Origin of the sequence: Sphaerisporangium sp. NPDC005289 (assembly GCF_040607455.1) — a bacterium.
GTDB classification, from domain to species: Bacteria; Actinomycetota; Actinomycetes; order Streptosporangiales; family Streptosporangiaceae; genus Sphaerisporangium; species Sphaerisporangium rhizosphaerae.
Genome location: NZ_JBEXGS010000004.1, coordinates 206,794 through 225,678 on the forward strand (window position 1 = coordinate 206,794; position 18,885 = coordinate 225,678).

The 18,885-nt window shown below is 71.7% G+C and carries 22 protein-coding genes; 9 read left to right on the forward strand and 13 right to left on the reverse strand.

The genetic code is table 11. The features are described 5' to 3' along the window. Positions 1-18: 18 nt before the first annotated feature. Together ABZT47_RS09370 and ABZT47_RS09375 are read right to left on the reverse strand one after the other, a co-directional pair. Entirely contained in the window at positions 19-963 is a 945-nt protein-coding gene (locus ABZT47_RS09370; RefSeq protein WP_354838001.1) for a hypothetical protein, read from the reverse strand. Positions 964-1,037: 74 nt separating this feature from the next. Then, on the reverse strand, positions 1,038-1,721 hold the full coding sequence (locus ABZT47_RS09375; protein WP_354838003.1) for a hypothetical protein: 684 nt from the start codon (positions 1,719-1,721) through the stop codon (positions 1,038-1,040). 175 nt (positions 1,722-1,896) lie between these two features. Here ABZT47_RS09375 and ABZT47_RS09380 point away from each other — a divergent pair, with 175 nt between their 5' ends. Together ABZT47_RS09380 and ABZT47_RS09385 are read left to right on the forward strand one after the other, a co-directional pair. After that, positions 1,897-3,072, forward strand: a complete 1,176-nt coding sequence (locus tag ABZT47_RS09380; RefSeq protein WP_354838005.1) for a hypothetical protein — start codon at positions 1,897-1,899, stop codon at positions 3,070-3,072. After that, the gene (locus ABZT47_RS09385) at positions 3,069-4,433 is read left to right on the forward strand and encodes an O-antigen ligase family protein (protein WP_354838007.1); all 1,365 of its coding nucleotides are present in this window, start codon (positions 3,069-3,071) and stop codon (positions 4,431-4,433) included. Before ABZT47_RS09380 ends, ABZT47_RS09385 begins: the two co-directional genes overlap by 4 nt. A gap of 5 nt (positions 4,434-4,438) precedes the next feature. Here the strand turns inward: ABZT47_RS09385 and ABZT47_RS09390 are convergent, their stop codons facing one another. Both ABZT47_RS09390 and ABZT47_RS09395 read right to left on the reverse strand, forming a co-directional pair. Continuing rightward, positions 4,439-4,672, reverse strand: a complete 234-nt coding sequence (locus tag ABZT47_RS09390; RefSeq protein WP_354838009.1) for a hypothetical protein — start codon at positions 4,670-4,672, stop codon at positions 4,439-4,441. 62 nt (positions 4,673-4,734) lie between these two features. Then, positions 4,735-5,538, reverse strand: coding sequence for an alpha/beta hydrolase (locus ABZT47_RS09395; RefSeq protein WP_354838011.1), 804 nt, complete (start codon positions 5,536-5,538; stop codon positions 4,735-4,737). Positions 5,539-5,625: 87 nt separating this feature from the next. Between ABZT47_RS09395 and ABZT47_RS09400 the strand changes: the two genes are divergently transcribed. After that, positions 5,626-6,054: a helix-turn-helix domain-containing protein gene (locus ABZT47_RS09400; RefSeq protein WP_354838013.1), complete on the forward strand. Its 429-nt coding sequence runs from the start codon at positions 5,626-5,628 to the stop codon at positions 6,052-6,054. A gap of 173 nt (positions 6,055-6,227) precedes the next feature. Here ABZT47_RS09400 and ABZT47_RS09405 read toward each other — a convergent pair whose 3' ends face one another. Further along, complete coding sequence (locus ABZT47_RS09405; protein WP_354838015.1) at positions 6,228-7,211, reverse strand: WYL domain-containing protein; 984 nt, start codon at positions 7,209-7,211, stop codon at positions 6,228-6,230. A gap of 45 nt (positions 7,212-7,256) precedes the next feature. On the opposite strand from ABZT47_RS09405, the gene ABZT47_RS09410 reads away from it, so the two are divergent. The 4 genes from ABZT47_RS09410 to ABZT47_RS09425 all read left to right on the forward strand — a co-directional run bounded on the left by ABZT47_RS09410 (position 7,257) and on the right by ABZT47_RS09425 (position 9,335). Next, positions 7,257-7,730 (forward strand): hypothetical protein, encoded by a 474-nt coding sequence (locus tag ABZT47_RS09410; protein ID WP_354838017.1) that lies wholly within the window; start codon positions 7,257-7,259, stop codon positions 7,728-7,730. Then, the gene (locus tag ABZT47_RS09415) at positions 7,727-8,179 is read left to right on the forward strand and encodes a hypothetical protein (RefSeq protein WP_354838019.1); all 453 of its coding nucleotides are present in this window, start codon (positions 7,727-7,729) and stop codon (positions 8,177-8,179) included. Before ABZT47_RS09410 ends, ABZT47_RS09415 begins: the two co-directional genes overlap by 4 nt. A gap of 127 nt (positions 8,180-8,306) precedes the next feature. Continuing rightward, positions 8,307-9,050: a dienelactone hydrolase family protein gene (locus ABZT47_RS09420; RefSeq protein WP_354838021.1), complete on the forward strand. Its 744-nt coding sequence runs from the start codon at positions 8,307-8,309 to the stop codon at positions 9,048-9,050. 12 nt (positions 9,051-9,062) lie between these two features. Beyond that, on the forward strand, positions 9,063-9,335 hold the full coding sequence (locus ABZT47_RS09425; protein ID WP_354838023.1) for a DUF6295 family protein: 273 nt from the start codon (positions 9,063-9,065) through the stop codon (positions 9,333-9,335). Between the two features lie 239 nt (positions 9,336-9,574). Here the strand turns inward: ABZT47_RS09425 and ABZT47_RS09430 are convergent, their stop codons facing one another. From ABZT47_RS09430 to ABZT47_RS09440, 3 genes are all read right to left on the reverse strand, one after another. Further along, on the reverse strand, positions 9,575-11,194 hold the full coding sequence (locus tag ABZT47_RS09430; RefSeq protein WP_354838025.1) for a multicopper oxidase domain-containing protein: 1,620 nt from the start codon (positions 11,192-11,194) through the stop codon (positions 9,575-9,577). After that, complete coding sequence (locus ABZT47_RS09435) at positions 11,187-11,624, reverse strand: hypothetical protein (protein WP_354838027.1); 438 nt, start codon at positions 11,622-11,624, stop codon at positions 11,187-11,189. The genes ABZT47_RS09430 and ABZT47_RS09435 overlap by 8 nt, the downstream gene beginning before the upstream one ends. A gap of 144 nt (positions 11,625-11,768) precedes the next feature. Continuing rightward, complete coding sequence (locus ABZT47_RS09440; protein WP_354838029.1) at positions 11,769-12,677, reverse strand: LysR substrate-binding domain-containing protein; 909 nt, start codon at positions 12,675-12,677, stop codon at positions 11,769-11,771. 118 nt (positions 12,678-12,795) lie between these two features. Here ABZT47_RS09440 and ABZT47_RS09445 point away from each other — a divergent pair, with 118 nt between their 5' ends. Next, the gene (locus tag ABZT47_RS09445; protein WP_354838031.1) at positions 12,796-13,242 is read left to right on the forward strand and encodes a nuclear transport factor 2 family protein; all 447 of its coding nucleotides are present in this window, start codon (positions 12,796-12,798) and stop codon (positions 13,240-13,242) included. A 113-nt stretch (positions 13,243-13,355) separates the two neighbouring features. On the opposite strand, the gene ABZT47_RS09450 is transcribed toward ABZT47_RS09445, so the two are convergent. Continuing rightward, entirely contained in the window at positions 13,356-13,760 is a 405-nt protein-coding gene (locus ABZT47_RS09450) for a VOC family protein (protein ID WP_354838033.1), read from the reverse strand. 108 nt (positions 13,761-13,868) lie between these two features. Here ABZT47_RS09450 and ABZT47_RS09455 point away from each other — a divergent pair, with 108 nt between their 5' ends. Then, positions 13,869-14,261, forward strand: a complete 393-nt coding sequence (locus ABZT47_RS09455) for a VOC family protein (protein WP_354838035.1) — start codon at positions 13,869-13,871, stop codon at positions 14,259-14,261. Between the two features lie 84 nt (positions 14,262-14,345). Here the strand turns inward: ABZT47_RS09455 and ABZT47_RS09460 are convergent, their stop codons facing one another. From ABZT47_RS09460 to ABZT47_RS09475, 4 genes are all read right to left on the reverse strand, one after another. Further along, positions 14,346-15,443, reverse strand: a complete 1,098-nt coding sequence (locus tag ABZT47_RS09460) for a DegT/DnrJ/EryC1/StrS family aminotransferase (RefSeq protein WP_354838037.1) — start codon at positions 15,441-15,443, stop codon at positions 14,346-14,348. Continuing rightward, positions 15,440-16,129 carry a NeuD/PglB/VioB family sugar acetyltransferase gene (locus tag ABZT47_RS09465; protein ID WP_354838039.1) on the reverse strand — a complete coding sequence of 230 codons (690 nt, stop codon included), beginning with the start codon at positions 16,127-16,129 and terminating at the stop codon, positions 15,440-15,442. Before ABZT47_RS09465 ends, ABZT47_RS09460 begins: the two co-directional genes overlap by 4 nt. Before the next feature lie 70 nt (positions 16,130-16,199). Next, positions 16,200-17,642, reverse strand: a complete 1,443-nt coding sequence (locus tag ABZT47_RS09470) for an oligosaccharide flippase family protein (protein ID WP_354838041.1) — start codon at positions 17,640-17,642, stop codon at positions 16,200-16,202. Beyond that, positions 17,639-18,850: a glycosyltransferase gene (locus ABZT47_RS09475; RefSeq protein ID WP_354838043.1), complete on the reverse strand. Its 1,212-nt coding sequence runs from the start codon at positions 18,848-18,850 to the stop codon at positions 17,639-17,641. Before ABZT47_RS09475 ends, ABZT47_RS09470 begins: the two co-directional genes overlap by 4 nt. Positions 18,851-18,885: the final 35 nt, after the last annotated feature.

Below are 18,885 nucleotides of genomic sequence, written 5' to 3' on the forward strand. Positions count from 1 at the left end.
CATGTGACCCGCCCCCGGTCAAGGGGTGACGGGCTCGCGGGTGTCCTCCCAGGTGTTGCGCTTGAACTCGTTGCCCTTGCCCTTGGCGTTGAAGTACGTCACCGGCCCCCAGTAGCCGCCCTTGGGGAACAGGCGGCGGGTGAAGACGTTGCCGACGATGCGGATGCCGGTGGCCTTGCCGAACTTGCCCTCGCCGCCGTAGATGGCGTACCCGCCGCCGCCCAGCAGGTTGTGCTCGATGAGCACGTCGTGCGCCCGGCTGAAGTCCTGATAGATCGAGATGGCCGAGGTCTGCGAGATCTGGTTGAGGATGGTGTTGTGGCGGATGGTCAGGGTCAGCCCCTTCTGCGGTGACCCGTTGACCTGCGGGCCGGTCACGTGGTCGCCGGGGTACTCCTTGAAGTCGTGCATGTAGGAGTCCTCGATCAGCCCGTGGTCGGTGCCCACGGAGTTGGACACGGTGTGGATGTTCGCCCGCCGGACGGTGATGTCGCCGCCCTGGTTGAGCACGCCCCACTGCGCCTTGACGACCCCGTTCCCCGAGATCTCGCAGTCTTCGATCACCGCGCCGGACGCCCCCGCCGCCTGGATGACCGACCAGTCGCCCTCGCCGACCACCCGCACGTTCCGCACGGTCACGTTGGCGGCCTTGATGTTGAGCTTGCCGTGCACCTCCAGGTTCTCCACCACGGCGCCGGGCTTGAGCACCGTGACCTCGCCTACCTTCTTCAGCGGGGTGCCCGGCCGCACGCCGGTGGTCGCCGCCGAGGGGAAGCCGTCGCCCGCGGGCGACGGGCGCGTGCCGGGTGAAGGCGGGGTTGGGGTGCCGGGCTGGCGGGTCTGTCCCGGGACCGGCTCGCGCCCGTCGTCGGCCGAGCCGCTGCCGCAGCCCGCGGCGGCCGTGCCGGTGAGCGCGAGCGAGACGGCGAGCAGGGTCAACCGGCGCGACAGCGGAGAGAACACCGAGGAACTCCAGGTGGTAGGTCTGCGGAACGCTCCACAACGGGTTCGCCGGAAGCGCGCTGTGCTGTTTCCGATCAGATCTGGATGGTCGTGCTCGCCCCGACGCGCGGCGGTCGCGAGCGCCTCGGCGGGAGCGGCGCGACCGGCGGCGGCCCGGGCCGGTGCCGGTCGGCGCTCCTGTCACGCGTGGCGAACAGGACGGCCACCGACGAAAGGAGCGTGAGCAGCACGATGCCGGCCATGGCGCGGCTTCTCTGCAGGGACTGCCGCTCGGGCCCCATGATGTCGCCGATCGGCTGCCACTTGATCATCACCTGGCCGCTGGCCCCCGCGGACGTCTGCAGGCGCTGGAGCTTCTGCGTGAGCAGCTTGAGCGCCAGGTTGAGCGTGTCGATCGACTGCTTGGGGTCGTCCGACAGGGCTTGCAGGCTCGCGTACGGCTGGCCGTACACGGGAAGCTCCTCGTTGCCCCAGTGGGCCACCTCGTAATGGAAGGCCGCCGTGCCCCCCATGGCACGCAGGCGCTCCTTGGTGCTCGGGTTGTCGAAGAACCGCGCCGTGGCGAGCGCCATGTAGATGTGATTGTCGGTGAAGTGGTCGTACACCTCTCCCTGGAAGTGGGAGGTCTTGGTGATGAACGCGACCGTTACCGAACTCTGGTAAAGAGGTGACCGATAACGGACCCACATCACCGCGCAGGCGGCGACCAGGAAGATCAGCGCCAGGCAGCAGCACCGCGCAACCACTCGCCTTCGCACCGACACATCGTGGCACAGGCGTACGGAGTTTGGGACGGGCCTGGTAAAGAAAGCACTCAGAGGAAACACTTGAAGGCGAATGACAACGCGCCGAGGTGTTCGGGCGTCCTATCTTCGGCGGCTCGGCGGGGTGGGAATGACAGACATGGCCGGCCGGCAGGGGTGAAGGGACACTATGGACCTGCTTGATTCGCTGCGCGCGCTGCTGCGGCGATGGCCCGTGACGGTCGCGTTGCTGGCGGTGACCATCATCGCGACGGTCGGGGCGCTGATGGCCATCCCCTGGCAGTACGAGTCCAAGGCCACCGTGGTCTTCCTGTCGTCCAGGAAGGGGTCGCAGCCGGTCGGCGGCAACCCCTGGCTCGCGTTCGACGCCTCGCTGACGATCACCGCCGAGGTGATCTCGCGGGGCATGAGCGACGAGCGCACTCTGACGATGCTCAAGGACGAGGGCAAGACGGCCGAGTTCACCGTGGGGCTCGCCCAGGACTCGCGCGGCCCGCTGCTCGACATCACGGCCACCGGCCCCGACCCGAAGGTCGCCCAGGCGACGATGGAGACGCTCGCCACTCTGAGCCAGCAGCGCCTGACCGAGATGCAGCAGAAGTCCGCCATCCTCCCGGACGCCACCATCCGGGCCGAGCTGGTCACCTCCAGCGACAAGGCCGAACTGACCCCCGAGAAGAAGATCCGCCTCCTGGTGATCATCTTCGCGGGCGGCATGCTCGTGACCATCGGCGTCCCGCTGTTCCTGGAGTCGCTCGCGCAGAAGCGCCGCCGGCTCGCCCAGCCCGACCACGGGGGCACCAGAGTGGGCCAGCCGCCCGCCGGGCCCTCCCACCCCCAACGCGTCCCGCGCTCCGCCGGCGGCGGCGCCTCGCCGCGTCCGGCGGGCGGCGCCCCCCGCGGCCGGCCGTCCGCCCGGTCGCCGCGGCCCTTCGACCCGCCCGAGCCGACGCTCTACGACCGGCGCATCGCCTCTTCACCGTCCTCCCCCTCGTCCTCCTCGGCGCCGTCCAAGCACACGCCCCCGCCCGAGCCGCGCGACCCGTGGGCCGGGCAGCAGGAGATCGAGGAGGGCTACACCGCCCCCATGCCGACGGTCAAGCCGCAGGACGACCTGTACGTGTGGACCGACGACAAGGAGCGCCCGCGCCGCGGCTCGGGCTCCGGTGCGAGCGGTTCGCCGGGCAACGGCTCGCGGCCGGGCGCGGCGTCGCGGTCCTCCTCCGGCGCCGAGTCCTCCTCCTCGGCGGCGCGCAAGAGGCCCGGCTCCCACTCGCGTTCCGCTCCCGACGACGCCGACGACGAGCCGTACGTCGTGTTCGACCCGACCAGGCCGGGGCGGTGACCAGCACCTCCGAGGCCGCCGCACCCGTCCACCATCCCGCGGGCAGGCCGGTACGCAGGACCAGGCTGCAGAAGACCCGCGTCGACCCGGTGACGATCATCACCTTCTTCCTGATCGTCCTGTTCGTGATGCCGGCCCGCTACGTGGTCGGCCCGCTGGGCGGCGCGGGCTCGCCGTCGTCCATGGTGGCCGTGCTGCTGCTGGTGTGGTACCTGCTGTCCACGCTGTCGCCGCGCTGGACGCCCATCCGGGGCAGGCAGCCGCTGCGCCCGGTCATCGTCTTCATGGCGCTGTCGGTGCTGGCGAGCTATGTCGCCGCGGCGACCCGGCCGCTGTCGGGCGACGAGGTGAACGCCGCCGACCTCGGCCTGGTGCTGGTCGCCGGGTGGGCGGGCATCGCCCTGGTCACCGCCGACGGCATCAGCACCATGGACCGCCTGGAGACCCTGCGCCACCGCATCGTGATGGGGGCGTCGTTCCCGGCGTTCGTCGCGATGATCCAGTTCTTCACCGGCATCGAGGTCACCCAGTACCTCGCCCTGCCCGGCCTGGTGGAGAAGGGGTCGGCCGTGCTGTTCGAGCGCGAGGGCTTCTTCCGTCCTGCCGGCACCGCCACCCACCCGATCGAACTGGGCGTGGTGCTGGCCGCCGTCCTGCCGCTCGCGCTGCATGGAGCGATCTACTGCCGCATCCCCGAACAACGGCGCAAGCGATGGATGATGGTGGCCCTCATCGCGGGGGCGCTGCCGATGAGCGTCTCGCGCTCGGCGATCCTCGGCCTGTTCGTCGTCATGGTGGTGCTGCTGCCCACCTGGCCGTCGGAGTGGCGGCTGCGCGCGATCCTCATCTTCGGCGCCGCCGCCATCGTGATGCGCGTGCTCATCCCGGGGCTCATCGGCACCGTTTTGAACCTCGTCTCGGTCATCGGGTCGGACGAGAACTCCACCACGCGCACCGGCGACTACGACGCGGTGGTGGAGGCGGTGACCCAACGGCCCCTGTTCGGCCAGGGGTTCGCAACCTACCTGCCGCGCATCTACCGCGTGATCGACAACCAGTACCTGATGTCGTCGCTGGAGACCGGCCTTGTCGGGCTGGCCGCGCTGATCATCTTCCTGCTCACCGGCTGGATCCTCGCCCGGCAGGCCCGCAAGGCCGCCGCCGACCCCGAGACCCGCCACCTCGCCCAGTGCTTCGCGGCCTCCGTGGCCGTCGCCATCTTCGGGTTCGGCACCTTCGACGCCTTCAGCTTCCCGATGATCACGAACGTGATGTTCCTCCTCGTCGGCTGCTGCGGCGCCCTCTGGCGCCTCCAAACCCAGGCCTCCCCTTCCCGCCTCCACCACGACCCCGACGCGTAGAGCGGTCATCGGGGGGCGGCCGGGCCGGTCCTCGCCTCGTCGTGGCTCGGCTCGGCGCCCCCGGTGGATGGTGGTGAGACCGAGTGATCGGGGTCCGATCCGCGCGCGTTCGGGGCGACGGGCTTGTCGTTGGTCCACCCGGGCTTGAACCTCTCGACGCCGGACCTGCCGAGCACCGGCTCGCCGCCGTACGTGAGGTCGGTGTACCGGGCCGGAAGCGTCATGGCCGTGGTGTCCACGAGGACCTGCTATTTGAGCACCGAGCCCTCGCGCGCGGAGACGTGCAGGGCTGGCTTTCCATTCAATGACGCATCGCGGCGATGTGATCGGGAGAATTCAGAACCTCCCGGAGGCGTGCCGCGAAGGCCTTCGGGTGGAAGACGCCGCCATTGTGGCCGCCCGGGAACTTCTCGCACGGGAGGCCGAGCGCCTCCGCGAGCAAGCGGGTGCAGCGGTACGGCATGATCGGCCCCGAGCTCTCGCCCACGGCGAGGACGACCCGGGTGCCGGCCGATCTGAGCGCGTCCAGGGCGAGGCGGTGCCTGCGCACCGCAGGGGCGTCGTGGGTCAGGAAGAACGTCAGGTTGGCCACTCTTTCTCGCCCCGGAGGCCTGAGCGGGGCATCCTCCTCGCGGTCGGCCGGATCGATGCCCGCTACGACCAGGAATTTCTGGAGCGCCGCCAGTGCCCCTTCCCTCTCGAATGTGCGCTCCACCTCCCGTTGGGCTTGATCGGCCTCGGCGCGCTCCGCGTCCGGCAGGACCTGGGTGGCGGGCGGCTCGTGGGCGACCAGAACGCTCACCTGCTCGGGGTGGCGCGCGACCAGTTCCAGGGCGATCAACGCGCCGATGCTGCTGCCGTAGACGAGGGCGGGTCCGACGGTGAGCGCGGCCAGCAGGTGGTGTGCGTCGTCGGCGTGCGTGGTGATCGTCGGCGGCCGCGCGGGGTCGTCGAGGGTGCTGCCGGACAGGCCGCGACGGTCGTAGGTGAGGACCGTGTAGCGGTCGGTGAGCCCGTCGGCGAGGGCCTGGCTCGCGTCGGCGTCGCCGTCGCCTCCGGCGATCAGCAGCAGCAGCGGGCCGGTGCCGCGAAGCCGGTACCTCAACGTGGCTCCCGGCACCGCGAGAATCTCATCACTATTTAGATGCATCATAATCTAGATGTATCATGCGTGTGGTGCATTATGGAAGGCATGAACGGGCTCGAGTTGCTACTCCTGGGACACAAACTGATCGAGATCGGTGCGGAGGCGATCCCCAGGTCCGGCTTTCACGCGTTGACGACCAGCGCCCGCACGATCCTCGTCAACGTCTTCGAGCGTCCGGGAAGCTCGATCAAGGACATCACCGAGCGCACCGGGTTCCCGCAGAGCCTGGTGTCGGCGACGGTGGCCAGGTTCCGCGACGACGGGGTGATGGTGACCGAGCCCGACCCCGCCGACCGGCGCCGCACGCTGGTGAGCCCGGCGCCGGGCAAGCGTGAGATGGGACAGCGGATCGCGAGCATGACGACCGTCGATGACGTGCTGGCGGCGCGCCTGGGCATCCCCCGCGATGAGGTGGCGGACATCGTCGCCCAGCTCGAATCGCTCGCCCGGCGGCTCTCCGACGCGAGACCATGACCTCGCGATCTCCCCGCCCCGTCGACCAGTGCCGCCTCTCCCGTTCACCCCACCCTCCCCACGCGACGCGAGGCCACCGCGAAGAGCGCGCGAACGAAGACCACGCTCCGTGCCCGGCGTGGCACCGCCGGCCGAGATCGCTCGTCGGCGCGCCTCGCGATGGCCGGCGGGGGTCAGTTCTGGGGGCGGGGGTACAGGGTGGCGAGGCTGTGGGCGGTTCGGGCGATTCTGTGGCGTAGTTCTGGTGGATCGAGGACGACGACTTCGGCGCCCAGTTGGAGGAACTGGCCGTGGGCGTGGGTGAGGGACTCGATGGGGACGGTGGCGGTGACCCAGCCGCGGTCGTCGGGCGGGCCGGCCGTGTCCGCCACGGCGGCGGTCACGGCGGAGGTCATCACCTCGGCGAGCCGCTCTCGTCCGGCCGGTGAGAGCCGGATGACGGCGTGGCCCTGGACGAGCCGCGTGCGGAAGTCGGCGAGGTGGTCGCGCCAGTAGCCGCCGAGGTCGAAGCCGGCCGGGCGGGTGAAGGTCTCCTGCGACACCCGCAGGCTCAGGATCTGGCTGACCCGGTAGGTACGCAGCGTGCCGTCGCACCGGGCGACCAGGTACCACTTGCCGGCCTTGAGCACCAGCCCGTACGGCTCCAGCGTCCGCTCGACCTCCGTGGGCTCGGCCCAGCGGTGGTAGAGCACGGTGACGACCCGCCTGTTCCACACGGCGTCCGCGACCTGCGGGAGGTGGGGCACCTGGTCGCCGTCGTAGTACCAGCCGGGCGCGTCGAACAGCAGGTGCTCGCGCAGGCGGCGCGCGCTGGAGCGCAGGTCGGCGGGCAGCGCGGCCTCGATCTTGCGCTCCGCGGCGGCGGCCAGCGCGCCGAGGCCGAGTTCGGCGGCCGGTCCGGGCAGGCCGGCCAGGAACAGCGCCTCGGCCTCCTGGCCGGTCAGCCCGGTCAGGCGGGTGCGGAAGCCGTCCAGCAGCCGGTAGCCGCCCTTGTGCCCGGCCTCGCCGTACAGGGGGATGCCGGCGGTGTGCAGCGACTCCACGTCGCGGTAGATGGTGCGGACGCTGACCTCCAGCTCCTGCGCCAGTTCCTGGGCGGTCAGGCGGCCGCGCGACTGGAGCAGCAGCAGGACGGACAGAAGCCGGGAAGCTCGCATATCTGCTGACAATACGTGTCAGTGGAGGGGGAATACCGTGCGGCCATGCCGTTCATCGAGAAGCACATGCGGCCGCTCGCCCCCATCACGGTCGGCGGCCGTCCGTACAAGCGATATCACGTCGACCGGGCCGACCGGCCGATCGAGCCGGAGGTGGAGAAGGCCGCCTACGAGTTCCTGCCCACCCTGGTGCCCGCGCCCGCTTCCGACGCGCCAGCCGGCTGGATCGTCCTCCACAGGGGCGGGGACACCGGCGCCTACCTGTGCGTCTACACCTGGGTGTGGGACAACGTGGTCGACGCGCGGACCGCCGCCGCGGGCCAGCCGGCCGTGGACTGTCCCGACGAGGATCCCACGCACTTCGTGTCCGAGGACCGGCCCTGGGTCGGCTGTGTGTGGGAGCTGCCCGCTCTGGAGCACGAGCGGTCCTCGTGGGTGCGGCACATGTTCGTCAACGACACCCCCGATCTCGACGGCTATCTCGCCGACACGCGCACGGAAGGCATGGTGGGACTGTGAACGACTTCGACTTCTACGTCGGGACCTGGGAGGTCGCCAACCGGCGGCTGCTGAAGCGCAACGCCGGGTGCACCGAGTGGGAGGAGTTCTCCGGCGTCTCGGTGGCGCACGGCTTCTGGGGCGGGGCCGGGAACTTCGACGAGATCACCTTCCCGGACAAGGACTTCAACGGCGTGACGGTCCGCGTCCGCAACCCCGCGACCGGCGAGTGGTCGCTGTACTGGGGCAACAGCACGCGCGGCCTGGACCCGGTCCCGGTCGTCGGCCGGTTCGTGGACGGGATCGGCGCGTTCTACGCCGACGACACCGACGACGGGCAGCCGATCAGGGTGCGGTACACCTGGTCGGACATCACGCCCACGACGTGCCGGTGGGAGCAGGCGTTCTCCTACGACGACGAACGCACGTGGGAGACCAACTGGATCATGGAGTCGACCAAGGTGTCCTGACCACGCGCCGCGGGAGCCGGTGAGCCGGCCCGGCTCCCGCGCCCGCCCGGCGGGCCCCGGGGCGCTCAGGGAAACGCCATCTTCTTCTGGTAGTTGAATAAGGGACCAGAAAGAGGAGGCAAGTCTGATGAGCGACGCGATATGGGCCGGCACGGTGGGCTTCACAGGACACGAGCAGGCCGAACTGGAGGCCTACCTCGCCCGGCCGCTCGGTGACCGGCCCCGGGGCGGGGTGGTCGTGATCCACCACATGCCCGGCTACGACGAGGGCACCAAGGAGATCGTCCGCAGGTTCGCCGCCGGCGGATACGCGGCGGTGTGCCCGAATTTGTACTCACGGGAGGGCGCCGGCGTCAGCCCTGACGACCAGGCCGCCGCCGCGCGGGCCAAGGGCGGCGTGCCGGACGAGCAGCTCGTCGGCGACGTCGCCGGGGCCGCGGCGTACCTCAACTCCCTCGACCACGCCAACGGCAAGATCGGCGTGATCGGGTACTGCTCGGGCGGCCGCCAGTCGTTCCTGGCCGCCTGCTCCCTCCCGATCGACGCCGCCGTCGACTGCTACGGCGCGTTCGTGGCCGCCGACCCGCCCGCGGACTTCCCGCTCAAGGCGCGCTCGCTGCTGTCCAGGGCCGCCGACCTCTCGTGCCCGCTGCTGGGGTTGTTCGGCGAGCAGGACTCCTACCCCGCGCCCTCCGAGGTCGGTGTGATCGAGGCCGAGCTGGACAAGCTGGGCAAGGAGCACGAGTTCCACATCTTCCCCGACGCCGGGCACGGGTTCTTCTCCACCGACCGTGCCGCCTACCGCCCCGTCGCCGCGGTCGAGGGCTGGAAGAAGATCTTCGCCTTCTACGGCCGTCACCTCGCCGCCTGACAGGAGCCCGCCATGTGCACCTACCTCACCGAGAACTTCGAGCTCGACGGCGCGGGCAAGGGCGCCACCGGCTGGTTCACCGTCAGCCAGGGCGCGGTCTACGTCGACCACCCCTACCACGCCACCCACGAGCACACCGTGAACATCGACTTCACCAATCCCTCGGAGGGCCCGTCGGCTCGGGTGGCCGTCGAGCTCACCGAGGAGTCGGCGCTGGCCCTGGTGGAGGCCATCCACAAGACCCTGGCCGCCGCCCCGCCCGGCCTCGCCTCCACGAAGCGATAGAACCGACCTCCGCCGAGCGACAGAACCGACCTCCGCCGAGCACTGGAACCCACCTGCGCCGGAGCGCTGGAATCGGTCCTCGCCGGGCTCTGGAATCGGCCGCCGCCGGGCTCCGGAGCCCGGCCCCGTGGGGCTCTGGAGCCCGCGGTGATCCCCCGAAGGCGCCGGCCGACGGCCGCGCCTGCCCGTCGGCCGTCGCGCTGATCAGGGGTGCTCTCGACGAGGACGCCGTCGTTCTCCTAGATGATCTCGAGGTTGGCCATCATCCCCATGTCCTCGTGCTCGGCGTTGTGGCAGTGGAACAGGTAGCGGCCGCGGTAGCCGTCGAAACGGGTGATGATCTCCACCGCTTCGCCCGGCCGTAGGGAGACGGTGTCCTTCAGGCCCGCGTCGTGTGGCAGCGGCGCGCGGCCGCCGCGCGACAGCATCCGGAAGCCGACCAGATGCAAGTGGACGGGATGGTGGACGTCGGCGACCAGCCGCCACACTTCGACGTCGCCGAGACGGACGGTGACATCGGTGCGGGCGGGGTCGAACGGCAGGCCGCCGATCAGCCATCCGTGATCGCCGTCCATCCGCCCGGTGCGGAAGGAGAAGTCGCGCACCCTGACGGCGTCCGACCGTCGCCAGGCCGGCAGATCGTCCGAGAGGGTGCGGGGGATGCGACTGTCGTCGGTGGCGTGGCGTGCGACCTGGAAGGCCATCACGTCGCGGGTGCGGCCCACGCCGAGCCGGTTGAGGAGTCGGACGCGGCCGCCGGCCGGGACACCGGAGAAGTCGATGATCACGTCGTAGCGTTCGGCGGGTGCGATCGGCAGCAGTCGGTGGGTGACCGGCGCTGCGAGCAGTCCCTGGTCGGCGCCGATCTGGACGAGGTCGAGCCTGCGACCGTCATCGGCGACCGCTTCGAGTTCGTAGTGCCGGGCGTTGGAGGCGTTGAGGACGCGTAGCCGGTGGCGGGCCGTGTCCACCTCGTGTACGGGCCACGGGGCGCCGTTCACCAGGATCACGTCGCCGAGGACGCCCGCGAGATAGGGTTCGCGCACGCCCGGCCGCTCCCGCAAGGTGGGGTCGAGGGCGGGATAGGCGAGGCCGCCGTCGGCGCCGAACGCACGATCGGTGATCATGAGAGGCAGCTCGCGGCGCCCCGCGGGCAGGCCGAGATCGTCTTCCGCGTCGTCGCGGACGATGTGCAGACCGGCCAGGCCCCGCCAGATCGCGGGGGCGGTGAAGCCCATCCGGTGGTCGTGGTACCACAGCAGCGTCGGCCGCTGGTCCAGCGGGAAGTAGTGGTCCCGCGTCAGATGGGTCACCACGGCCCGCGGATCGTCCATGCCGTGCCCGGAGCCATGCCCGGCGGGCATGGCGGCGTCGTGCCGGCCTTCGGGCAGGACGAGGTCGGTCGGGTACCCATCGGAGGCCGCCGGCGTGTGTCCGCCGTGCAGGTGCATGACAGTGGGCACGGGCAGTTCGTTGCGGTGCGTCACGGTGATGGGCCGGCCGCGGCGCGACTCGATCGTCGGCCCGGGGAAGGCGCCCTCATACGTCCACAGCGGCGTCTTGACGCCGGGCAGGATCTCCGCACTCGCTTCGCGCTGGGTGATCTCGTAGCGGTCGGCGCCACCCGAGGTGCTGACCGGCGCCAGCACGGCGGGGAGCGGCAGTGGCACCTGGAACGCGGGCGGCAGCGGCACAGCGCTGCGCAACTCGGCACCGGTGATCGACGGGCGGCGGGCCAGCGCGGCCGCGGTCGACAGCCCGGTGACCGCCACCAGCCCGAGCGCCCCGCCGATGCTCAGCGCCCGGCGTCTGGACAGGCCCTGGGCACGGCCGGACCGGTCCTCGTCGTGCTCACGCATCGCGGGCCTCCCCCCGCGCACGCGGACACCGCGGCAGGGGCAGGCGCCAGACCGCGATGAACTGCACGACGAGCGCGGCGACGATCATCACCCCCAGCGGGATGTGCAGCCATAACGCGCCGTCCACGCCGGCGAAGTACTGCACCGTCTCGGCCGCCACCACCGCCACCGTGGGCAGGAACGGCCAGGCCTGACGCAGCCGGACCCATACGATGATCGCCAGGATCACCTGCAGGTAACCGATGGAGGTGACCACGTCGGCGCCGACCGCGTGTAGGCGCAGGCTGTCGAAGTCACCGGTCAGATACACCCCGGCGAACACCGGCTGGCCGGCGACCGCCGCCACGTGCGCGGTGACAACGGCCCGGAGAATCCACCCGGCCGGCATTGTCCGGGGCGCGGCAGCGGACCCCAGGCTGCTGGTGACCATGAGGGATCCTCCTCACTGTGATCTCCCTATATGAACGAACCCCGACGCTATGGCCTGGTGGTTATCCTGTCCAAGATTAATATTGCTATGGAGTTATGACCGTGGACGCATGATGGACCTCGAGTTCGTGCTGAGCGGTTCGTGTCAGCGCTTCTCCTGGAGTTCGCCGACGCCCCAGTCCCAGTTGGTGATCGTGGTGCGCATCAGTCGGGCGGCGGTGGACAGGTGGCTGCCGGCCCCCCAGTAGAGGGTGACCGTACGACGGCAGTCGGGGCTGTCGACGCCGATCCACGCGGCGGGCGGATGCGCGGCGCTGCCACCGGCCGAGCGGCGGGCGACGGAGGGGACCAGACCAATGCCGAGTCCCGCGACGATCAGGTCCGCGATGGCGCTGTGCTCGTCGGTCTCGCAGACGATCTTCGGGGTGAGGTCTCGTGCGGCGAAGAGCCGATCGAGCAGTCCGCGTAGCCAGTGCCCTTTGCGGGCGGTGATGAAGGGCTGGTCGGCGAGCTCGTCGATGCTCACGGACGTACGGCCCGCCAGCGGGTGATCGAGTGGCGTGCCCACCCCGACCGCCTCGTCGAACAGCCGCACGGACTCAAGGCCGTCGGCATGGATCGGCTGCGAGGCGACACACAGATCGACTTCTTGGGCCCGCAGGTGGCGGGCCATGTCATCGGCTGGTGACCAGTGGAGCTCGATCTCGATGGCGGGATGGGCTCGCTTGTAGGCCGCCAGTGGCCCGGTCAGCGTGAGGAAGGTCTCCGACGCCAGCCTCACGGTGCCCAAGCCCTCGCCGGCGGCCTCGGCGACGGCGCGTCGTCCCGCGTCGAGCTCTCCGAGGGCGCGTTCGACGTGATCGCGGAAGAGCCTGCCCGTGTCGTTCAGCCGGAGTCGGCCGCTGCGATCGAACAGCGGTATGCCCAGTTCGCTCTCCAGCCGGGCGATCGTACGGCTCAGCGACGGCTGGGCGATGTGAAGCTCGTCGGCTGCCCGGCTGAGGTGCTCCAGCCGCGCCACCACCAGGAACTGCTTGAGCGAGTTCAGTTCCATCTTGCCTCCGTATGCATAACGCCATAACAATATTGATCTTAGTCAAGATAACCTGTAAGCCATAGAGTCGCGTGTGCCAGAAGGCAGGATTCTCCCCGAAGGAAAGGTGCGGGTAGCGATGTCTACGCAACGCGAGGTAGACGAAGCCGAGATTCGCCGGCAGGTCCACAAGATCGTCGAGGGGCTCCGAGCCAAGGATCTCGAGGGCCTGAAGCGGCCTTACGCCAAGGACGTCGTGTCCTTCGACGTCGAGCCGCCGCTCCAGCATGTGGGGCTGGAGGCGAAACTCAAGAACTGGGCGAACGTGTTCCTGGTCTTCGAGAGTGTGACTTACGAGGTTCGCGACCTGACGCTCGCCGTGGGCGATGACGTGGCGTTCGGGCACGCCTTCGCTCGCCTCAGCGGCACGCTGAAGGACGGGGCGGCGACGAGCGGCATGTGGGTCAGGGTCACGTACGGCTTCCGGAAGATCGACGGTGACTGGCTGATCGCACACGACCAGGTCTCGGTGCCGATCGACATCCAGAGTGGCAGAGCAGTGCTCGACCTCGAGCCGTCACCGTGACCACGGGCGGGCCGGTCCACGAGGTCGGACGTAGCGTCACCGCACTCTCCTCCGCCGCGATCCGCTCGAGCGTCTCCCCGGCCTCGCCTCCGCGAAGCGCTGGAACCGGTCCGTCAGGGCGGCGGCGTCCAGGTGGAGGGCCGCAGGCAGAACTCGTTGCCCTCCGGGTCGGCCAGGGTGACCCAGTCGCCGCGGGTGTGAAGCACGCGGGCGCCGAGGGCGGTCAGCCGCCGCACCTCGGCGTCCAGGTCGTCGCACGCCAGGTCGAGGTGGAGGCGGTTCTTGACCGTCTTGGGCTCGGGAACGAGCACGAAGAAGAAGCGCGGCCCGCCCCCCGGGCCCGGCTCCATCAGCACCGTCGGGTCATCCTCCGGGGACATGATCCCCTTGTTCCTCAGCCGTTCCAGCTCGGCCTCGTCGTAGGAGGCCACCGCGTACCCGTCTAGGACGGCCGTCCAGAAGCGCGCGACCGAGGCCGGGTGGCGGCAGTCGACGACGATGTCCTCGATCCACGCCATGGCCCCATCCTGCCCGCCGCGCGCCGCCCCTGACAGCCGCCGGAGGGCGTCGGCGCCGTCCCCCTTCGCCTGGTGGCGGCCTTCGGCGTGATCGTAGGATGGGCGGCCATGAGCGTTCGCGAGCTTCGCCTGGTCGTCACCGCCGAGGACTACGAGGAGGCGCTGCGGTTCTACCGCGACGTGCTGGGCCTGCCCGAGCTCGCCGATTTCTCCTCGCCGGACGGCAGGGTGCGGCTGCTGGACGCGGGACGGGCGACCCTGGAGATCATCGACTCCCGGCAGGCGGAGTTCATCGACCGCGTGGAGGTCGGGCATCGGGTCGCCGGGCCGATCAGGGTCGCCTTCGAGGTGGCGGACGCGGCCGGCGCCGCCGCCGAGCTCGCCGGCGCCGGAGCCGAGATCCTCGCACCGCCCACGCGTACGCCGTGGAACTCGCTGAACGCCCGGCTGCGGGCCCCCGCCGGGCTGCAGCTCACCTTGTTCGAGGAGCTCGGCGACTGATCGCCACCGGGCCGGGCGCCGCGAGCTCGCCTGATCGCGAACGGCCGGGCGCCGCGAGGTTGCCTGATCGCGCCCGGCCGGGCGTCACAGTTGCCGCAGGACCTTGTCCAGGGCCTCGGCGACGCGCTCCTGCTGGTCGGCGGTCAGGTGGGGGTGCATGGGCAGCGACAGGATCTCGGCGGCGGCCTTCTCGGCGATCGGGAAGTCGCCCGGGCCGTGGCCGAGATCACTGAAGGCGGGCTGCAGGTGCACGGGCACCGGGTAGTGGATCTGGGCCTGCACCCCGGCCTCCTGGAGCCCGGCGAGCACCCGGTCGCGCTCGGGCACGCGGATCACGTACAGGTGCCACACGTGCACGTTGCCCGGGGCGGTGCGCGGCACCCGCACGCCGTCGATGCCGGACAGCAGGTCCGCGTACCGGTCGGCGGCGGCGCGGCGCAGCTCGTTCCACCGGGCCAGGCGCGCGAGCTTGGCCCGCAGCACGACCGCCTGGAGGGTGTCCAGGCGCGAGTTGAAGCCGAGCGTCTCGTGCCGGTACTTCACCTCGCTGCCGTGGTTGGCGAGCAGGCGGACCGCGCGGGCCGTCTCGGCCGAGGAGGCCAGCACCGCCCCGGCCTCGCCGTACGCGCCGAGGTTCTTGCCCGCGTAGAAGCTGGTCGCGGCCAGGCCGACCGGGGGACGCCCGGCCTGCTCGGAGCCCTGAGACTGCGCGGCGTCCTCCACCACCGCGAGCCCGTGGCGCGCGGCCAGCTCGTGGACGGCCGCCATCGGCGCCTGCTGGCCGTACAGATGGACCGGCAGCACCGCCGCCGTGCCGGTCCCGGCGGCCGTGGCGGCCGACGCCGGGTCCAGCAGCAGGAACTCCTCGTCGCAGTCGGCCAGCACCGGCCGCAGGCCGGCCCGGACGACGGCCTCGGCCGTGGCGACGAAGGTGTTGGCGGGCAGCACGGCCCCGGCGCCGGGCGGCAGGTCACTCGCGCGCAGCGCCAGCTCGACGGCGTCGGTGCCGTTGCCCACGCCCACGCAGTGCGGCACGCCGGAGAAGGCGGCGTACTCCTGCTCGAACGCCGCGACGTCCGGGCCCTGCACGAACGCCGTGGTCGCGAGCACCCGGTCGAAGCCCTGGCGCACCTCCTCGGCCACCTCGGCGTGGGCCGCGCGCAGATCGACGAACGGGATCATGTCAGTGCTCCAGGAGAGGGAAAGGGAGGGACGGGGACGGTGGAGGGGCGCAAGTAGCGGGCCGGCACGCCGGCCCAGACCTCGCGGGCGGGGACGTCGCGGGTCACGACCGACCCCATGCCGACCAGGGCGTAGGGCCCGATCGTCAAGGTCTCCCGGACCAGCGCGCCCGAGCCGACGTAGGCGCCGGCGCCGACGCGGACGGCGCCGGCCAGCCGCGCGCCGGCGGCGAGCGTGGCGAAGTCCTCCACCACGTCGTCGTGCGTCAAGGTCACGTGCGGCATCACGCTGACGTGCGCTCCCAGCGTGACGGCGGCGGTCAGCACGGTCTGCGCCAGCACGACAGTTCCCGGGCCGATGGTGGAGGTGCGGGACACGCTCGCCGCGGGATGGACGAGCGTGGCGTACCGGGCGGGCGGCAGGCCGAGACGGGCGACGATGCGGGCCCGGCTGGTGTGGTCGCGGGGGCTTCCGGTGCAGACCACGACCTGGGCGCCCTCCCGCTTCACCGCCAGGTCGGAGCCGCCGAGCACCGGCACCCCGTCCACGACGGCGCCGTGCTTGGCCGGGTCGTCGTCCAGGTGCCCGAGCAGCTCCCACGTCGGGGAGACGTCGTTGACGGCGTGGACGAGCTGCGCGGTCTCGCGGGCGAACCCTCCGGCGCCCACGATCAGCAGCGGCGTCACGCGGCCTCCCGGGGACGCGCCGCCGGCAGGGAAGGGAGTGTCATGCGGTCTCCTTGGTCGCGATACGGGCTCACGCGGCCCGCTTGAGGTCGGCGAGCACCCGGCGCCTGCGGTAGCCGTACAGGCCGACGACGAGCACGCCCGCCGTGCCGGACGCCGCGAGGACGCCGAAATCGGGGACGATGACCCGCCCGGCGCCCACGGCGAAGGCGCCGACGGCGAGCGCCGCCAGCACGGCGGGCCACAGGCTGCGCGCCAGGTCCGCCGCCCGGACGCCGGCCCGGCCGAGCATCCACAGGTAGGCGGGCAGCACCACCAGGCCGGCCACGGCGACCAGCGCGACGGCGGCCCCGCGCAGCCCGCCCTGGGTGACGCCGAGCCACATCGCGGGCACCAGCACGGCCAGCCACAGCCCCTGGACGGCGAGCACGGCGCGCGAGCGTTCCAGGACGACCAGGTAGTCGTAGACCAGCTCGAAGAAGATCCGCAGCCCGGCGAGCACGCCGAGCCCGGCGAGCGCGACGGCGGCCGGCCCCCACTGGTCCCCGTACACGAACCGGATGATCGCGGGAGCCGCGCCGCTCAGCAGCAGGCACATGGGCAGCGTCAGCCCGACCAGCAGGGCGGCGACCGTGACGAACGAGCGGCTCAGCGTGGGCCGGTCGTGCTGGAGCCGGGCGAACGCGGCGGGCGCGACCGCGCGCACCGGCTGGGAGAACACCGCGACCGGCCACCCGGACAGGTTGATCGCGAGCACGTAGAAGCCGAGCGCGGTGGAGCCGAGCACGTGGCCGACGACGATCTGGTCGGCGTAGCCCACCGCGAAGACCAGCAGGGACGCACCGGCCAGCGGCAGTCCGAACCGGACGAGCCGGCGGGCCACCTCACGGTCGAAGCCGAACCGCAGCCGCTGGGGCGCGAAGGAGACCAGCAGGGCGCCGCCCGCGAGCGAGCCGCAGACCCGGCCGACCGCCAGGCTCATCGCCCCCCAGCCGAGCAGGGCGAGCGCGAGGGAGATCAGCGCGCCGAGCCAGTTGTCCACCTGGTCGGCGATCATCTTGCGCCCCTGCATGAACTCGCGCTGCATCAGCGCCGCCGAGGTGGACACCAGCCCGTTGGTGACGACGCTGAGGGCCAGCACCCGCACCGGGCCGGTGGCGGCCGGGTTGCCCATCACCGCGGCGAACGCGGGCGCCGCCGCGACGAACGCGCCGCAGACGAGCACGCTGAACCCGGCCGACATCGTCGCCACGGTCGGGACGATGGACCGCGGGTCGCCCGGCCAGCGGACGATGGCGAGGCTCACGCCGAGCTCGTTGATGCTCAGCATGGCGAGCAACGCGACCAGCGCGACCGCGAACGTGCCGAACTCGGCCGGCCCGAGCACCCGGGCCAGCGTGATGCCGATGGCCAGCGTCCCGAGCCGCGCCGCGATCGTGCTGAGCAGGCTCCAGCCCAGCGCCCTGCCCGCCCGGCTGCCGAGCGACGGCGCGTCGACCTCCGGGGCGGTCACGGCCTGCTCCGGGCGACGGCGTTGAAGTCGTCGCGGGCCTCGGTGCCGCGCAGGCGGGCGTAGCGGCGGCGCAGCTTGTGGCCCAGCACGCCGGCGGCGGTGCCGACGGCGTCCAGCGCGGCCGGGCGCTCGGTGACCGCCTGCTCGTAGATCTCCATCTGGACGCGCGCCGCGCGCTCCAGGCTGAAGCGTTCCACGACCAGGCGCCTGCCGTACTCGCCCAGCTCGTGCCGCAGGCCGGGGCCGGCGTGCAGGCGGCGCAGGATGGCCTCCAGGCGTGGCGCGCCCTCCTCGCGGCCCGCGCCGAGGCCGTACCACCCCTGGCCGAGGAAGGTCTTCTCGCTCTCGGGGGTGAGCAGCTCGAAGAACCCCAGCTCGCCCTGAACGATGAGCGGCTTGGCGAAGGCCAGCGAGCGCAGCGCCGAGCCGCCCATGGCCAGGCACACCTCCGCCGCCGCGTACGCGGGGCGGGGGTCGAGGAGCTGGCCGGTCAGGACGACGGCGCGGCGGTCGGCGGCGGCGTTGGCGGCGGCGGCGCGCTCCTCCACCTCGGCCCTGGCGGGACCGTCGCCGACGATGACGAGCCGCAGGTCCAGCTCGGCGGCGAGCCGGCCGACGACGTCGATCGCGGTGAGCAGGCCCTCGAGTTTCAGCTCGGCGACCAGGCGTCCCACGACCACGATGTCCAGCGGCCCCTCCGGCAGGTCGAAGGCGCGGCGGAACTCCGCCGCCGGGTGCCCGGGGGCGTTGGCGTGCACGTCGACCGGCGGCTCGATGAGGTGGACGTGGCGGCGTCCGGGCGCGGCCCGCTCCTGGATCTCCCGGGTGCCGACCACCAGCGGCAGCGAGGGCGGCAGGAACGGGGCGACCGACATCGACATGATCGTGCAGACCGCCGCGGAGGGGCCGCGCAGGCTCGCGTAGAACGCCTCGACGCCCGGCGGCCACTCGTAGCCGTGGATCACGTGGATGCCGCGCCGGACGGCCAGGTCGCGCAGCATCCGCGCGGTCGCGGGGGAGGGCCTGCGCCGTCCGGGGTCCAGCGGCAGGTGCGGCAGGCCCGCGTCGGCGAGGTGGGCGACCAGCGGGCCGGGTTCGCCGATCACGCTGACCTCGTGGCCCAGCCTCTGGACGGCGGCGGCGAGCTCGACGGCGTTGAGCTGGCTGCCGCCGACCTCCATGGCGTGCGGGTACACCAGAATGCGCACGGTCAGGTCTCCATGGGGTGGGAGGTCACCGGGTC

Excerpts from the sequence above, each read along its gene's own strand:
- ABZT47_RS09450 (WP_354838033.1), bottom strand. The coding sequence starts at position 13,760 with ATGGCGTGGATCGAGGACATCGTCGTCGACTGCCGCCACCCGGCCTCG.
- ABZT47_RS09420 (WP_354838021.1), top strand. The coding sequence starts at position 8,307 with ATGAGCGACGCGATATGGGCCGGCACGGTGGGCTTCACAGGACACGAG.
- ABZT47_RS09430 (WP_354838025.1), bottom strand. The coding sequence starts at position 11,194 with ATGCGTGAGCACGACGAGGACCGGTCCGGCCGTGCCCAGGGCCTGTCC.
- ABZT47_RS09440 (WP_354838029.1), bottom strand. The coding sequence starts at position 12,677 with ATGGAACTGAACTCGCTCAAGCAGTTCCTGGTGGTGGCGCGGCTGGAG.
- ABZT47_RS09445 (WP_354838031.1), top strand. The coding sequence starts at position 12,796 with ATGTCTACGCAACGCGAGGTAGACGAAGCCGAGATTCGCCGGCAGGTC.
- ABZT47_RS09380 (WP_354838005.1), top strand. The coding sequence starts at position 1,897 with ATGGACCTGCTTGATTCGCTGCGCGCGCTGCTGCGGCGATGGCCCGTG.
- ABZT47_RS09400 (WP_354838013.1), top strand. The coding sequence starts at position 5,626 with ATGAACGGGCTCGAGTTGCTACTCCTGGGACACAAACTGATCGAGATC.
- ABZT47_RS09435 (WP_354838027.1), bottom strand. The coding sequence starts at position 11,624 with ATGGTCACCAGCAGCCTGGGGTCCGCTGCCGCGCCCCGGACAATGCCG.
- ABZT47_RS09455 (WP_354838035.1), top strand. The coding sequence starts at position 13,869 with ATGAGCGTTCGCGAGCTTCGCCTGGTCGTCACCGCCGAGGACTACGAG.
- ABZT47_RS09460 (WP_354838037.1), bottom strand. The coding sequence starts at position 15,443 with ATGATCCCGTTCGTCGATCTGCGCGCGGCCCACGCCGAGGTGGCCGAG.
- ABZT47_RS09425 (WP_354838023.1), top strand. The coding sequence starts at position 9,063 with ATGTGCACCTACCTCACCGAGAACTTCGAGCTCGACGGCGCGGGCAAG.
- ABZT47_RS09410 (WP_354838017.1), top strand. The coding sequence starts at position 7,257 with ATGCCGTTCATCGAGAAGCACATGCGGCCGCTCGCCCCCATCACGGTC.
- ABZT47_RS09405 (WP_354838015.1), bottom strand. The coding sequence starts at position 7,211 with ATGCGAGCTTCCCGGCTTCTGTCCGTCCTGCTGCTGCTCCAGTCGCGC.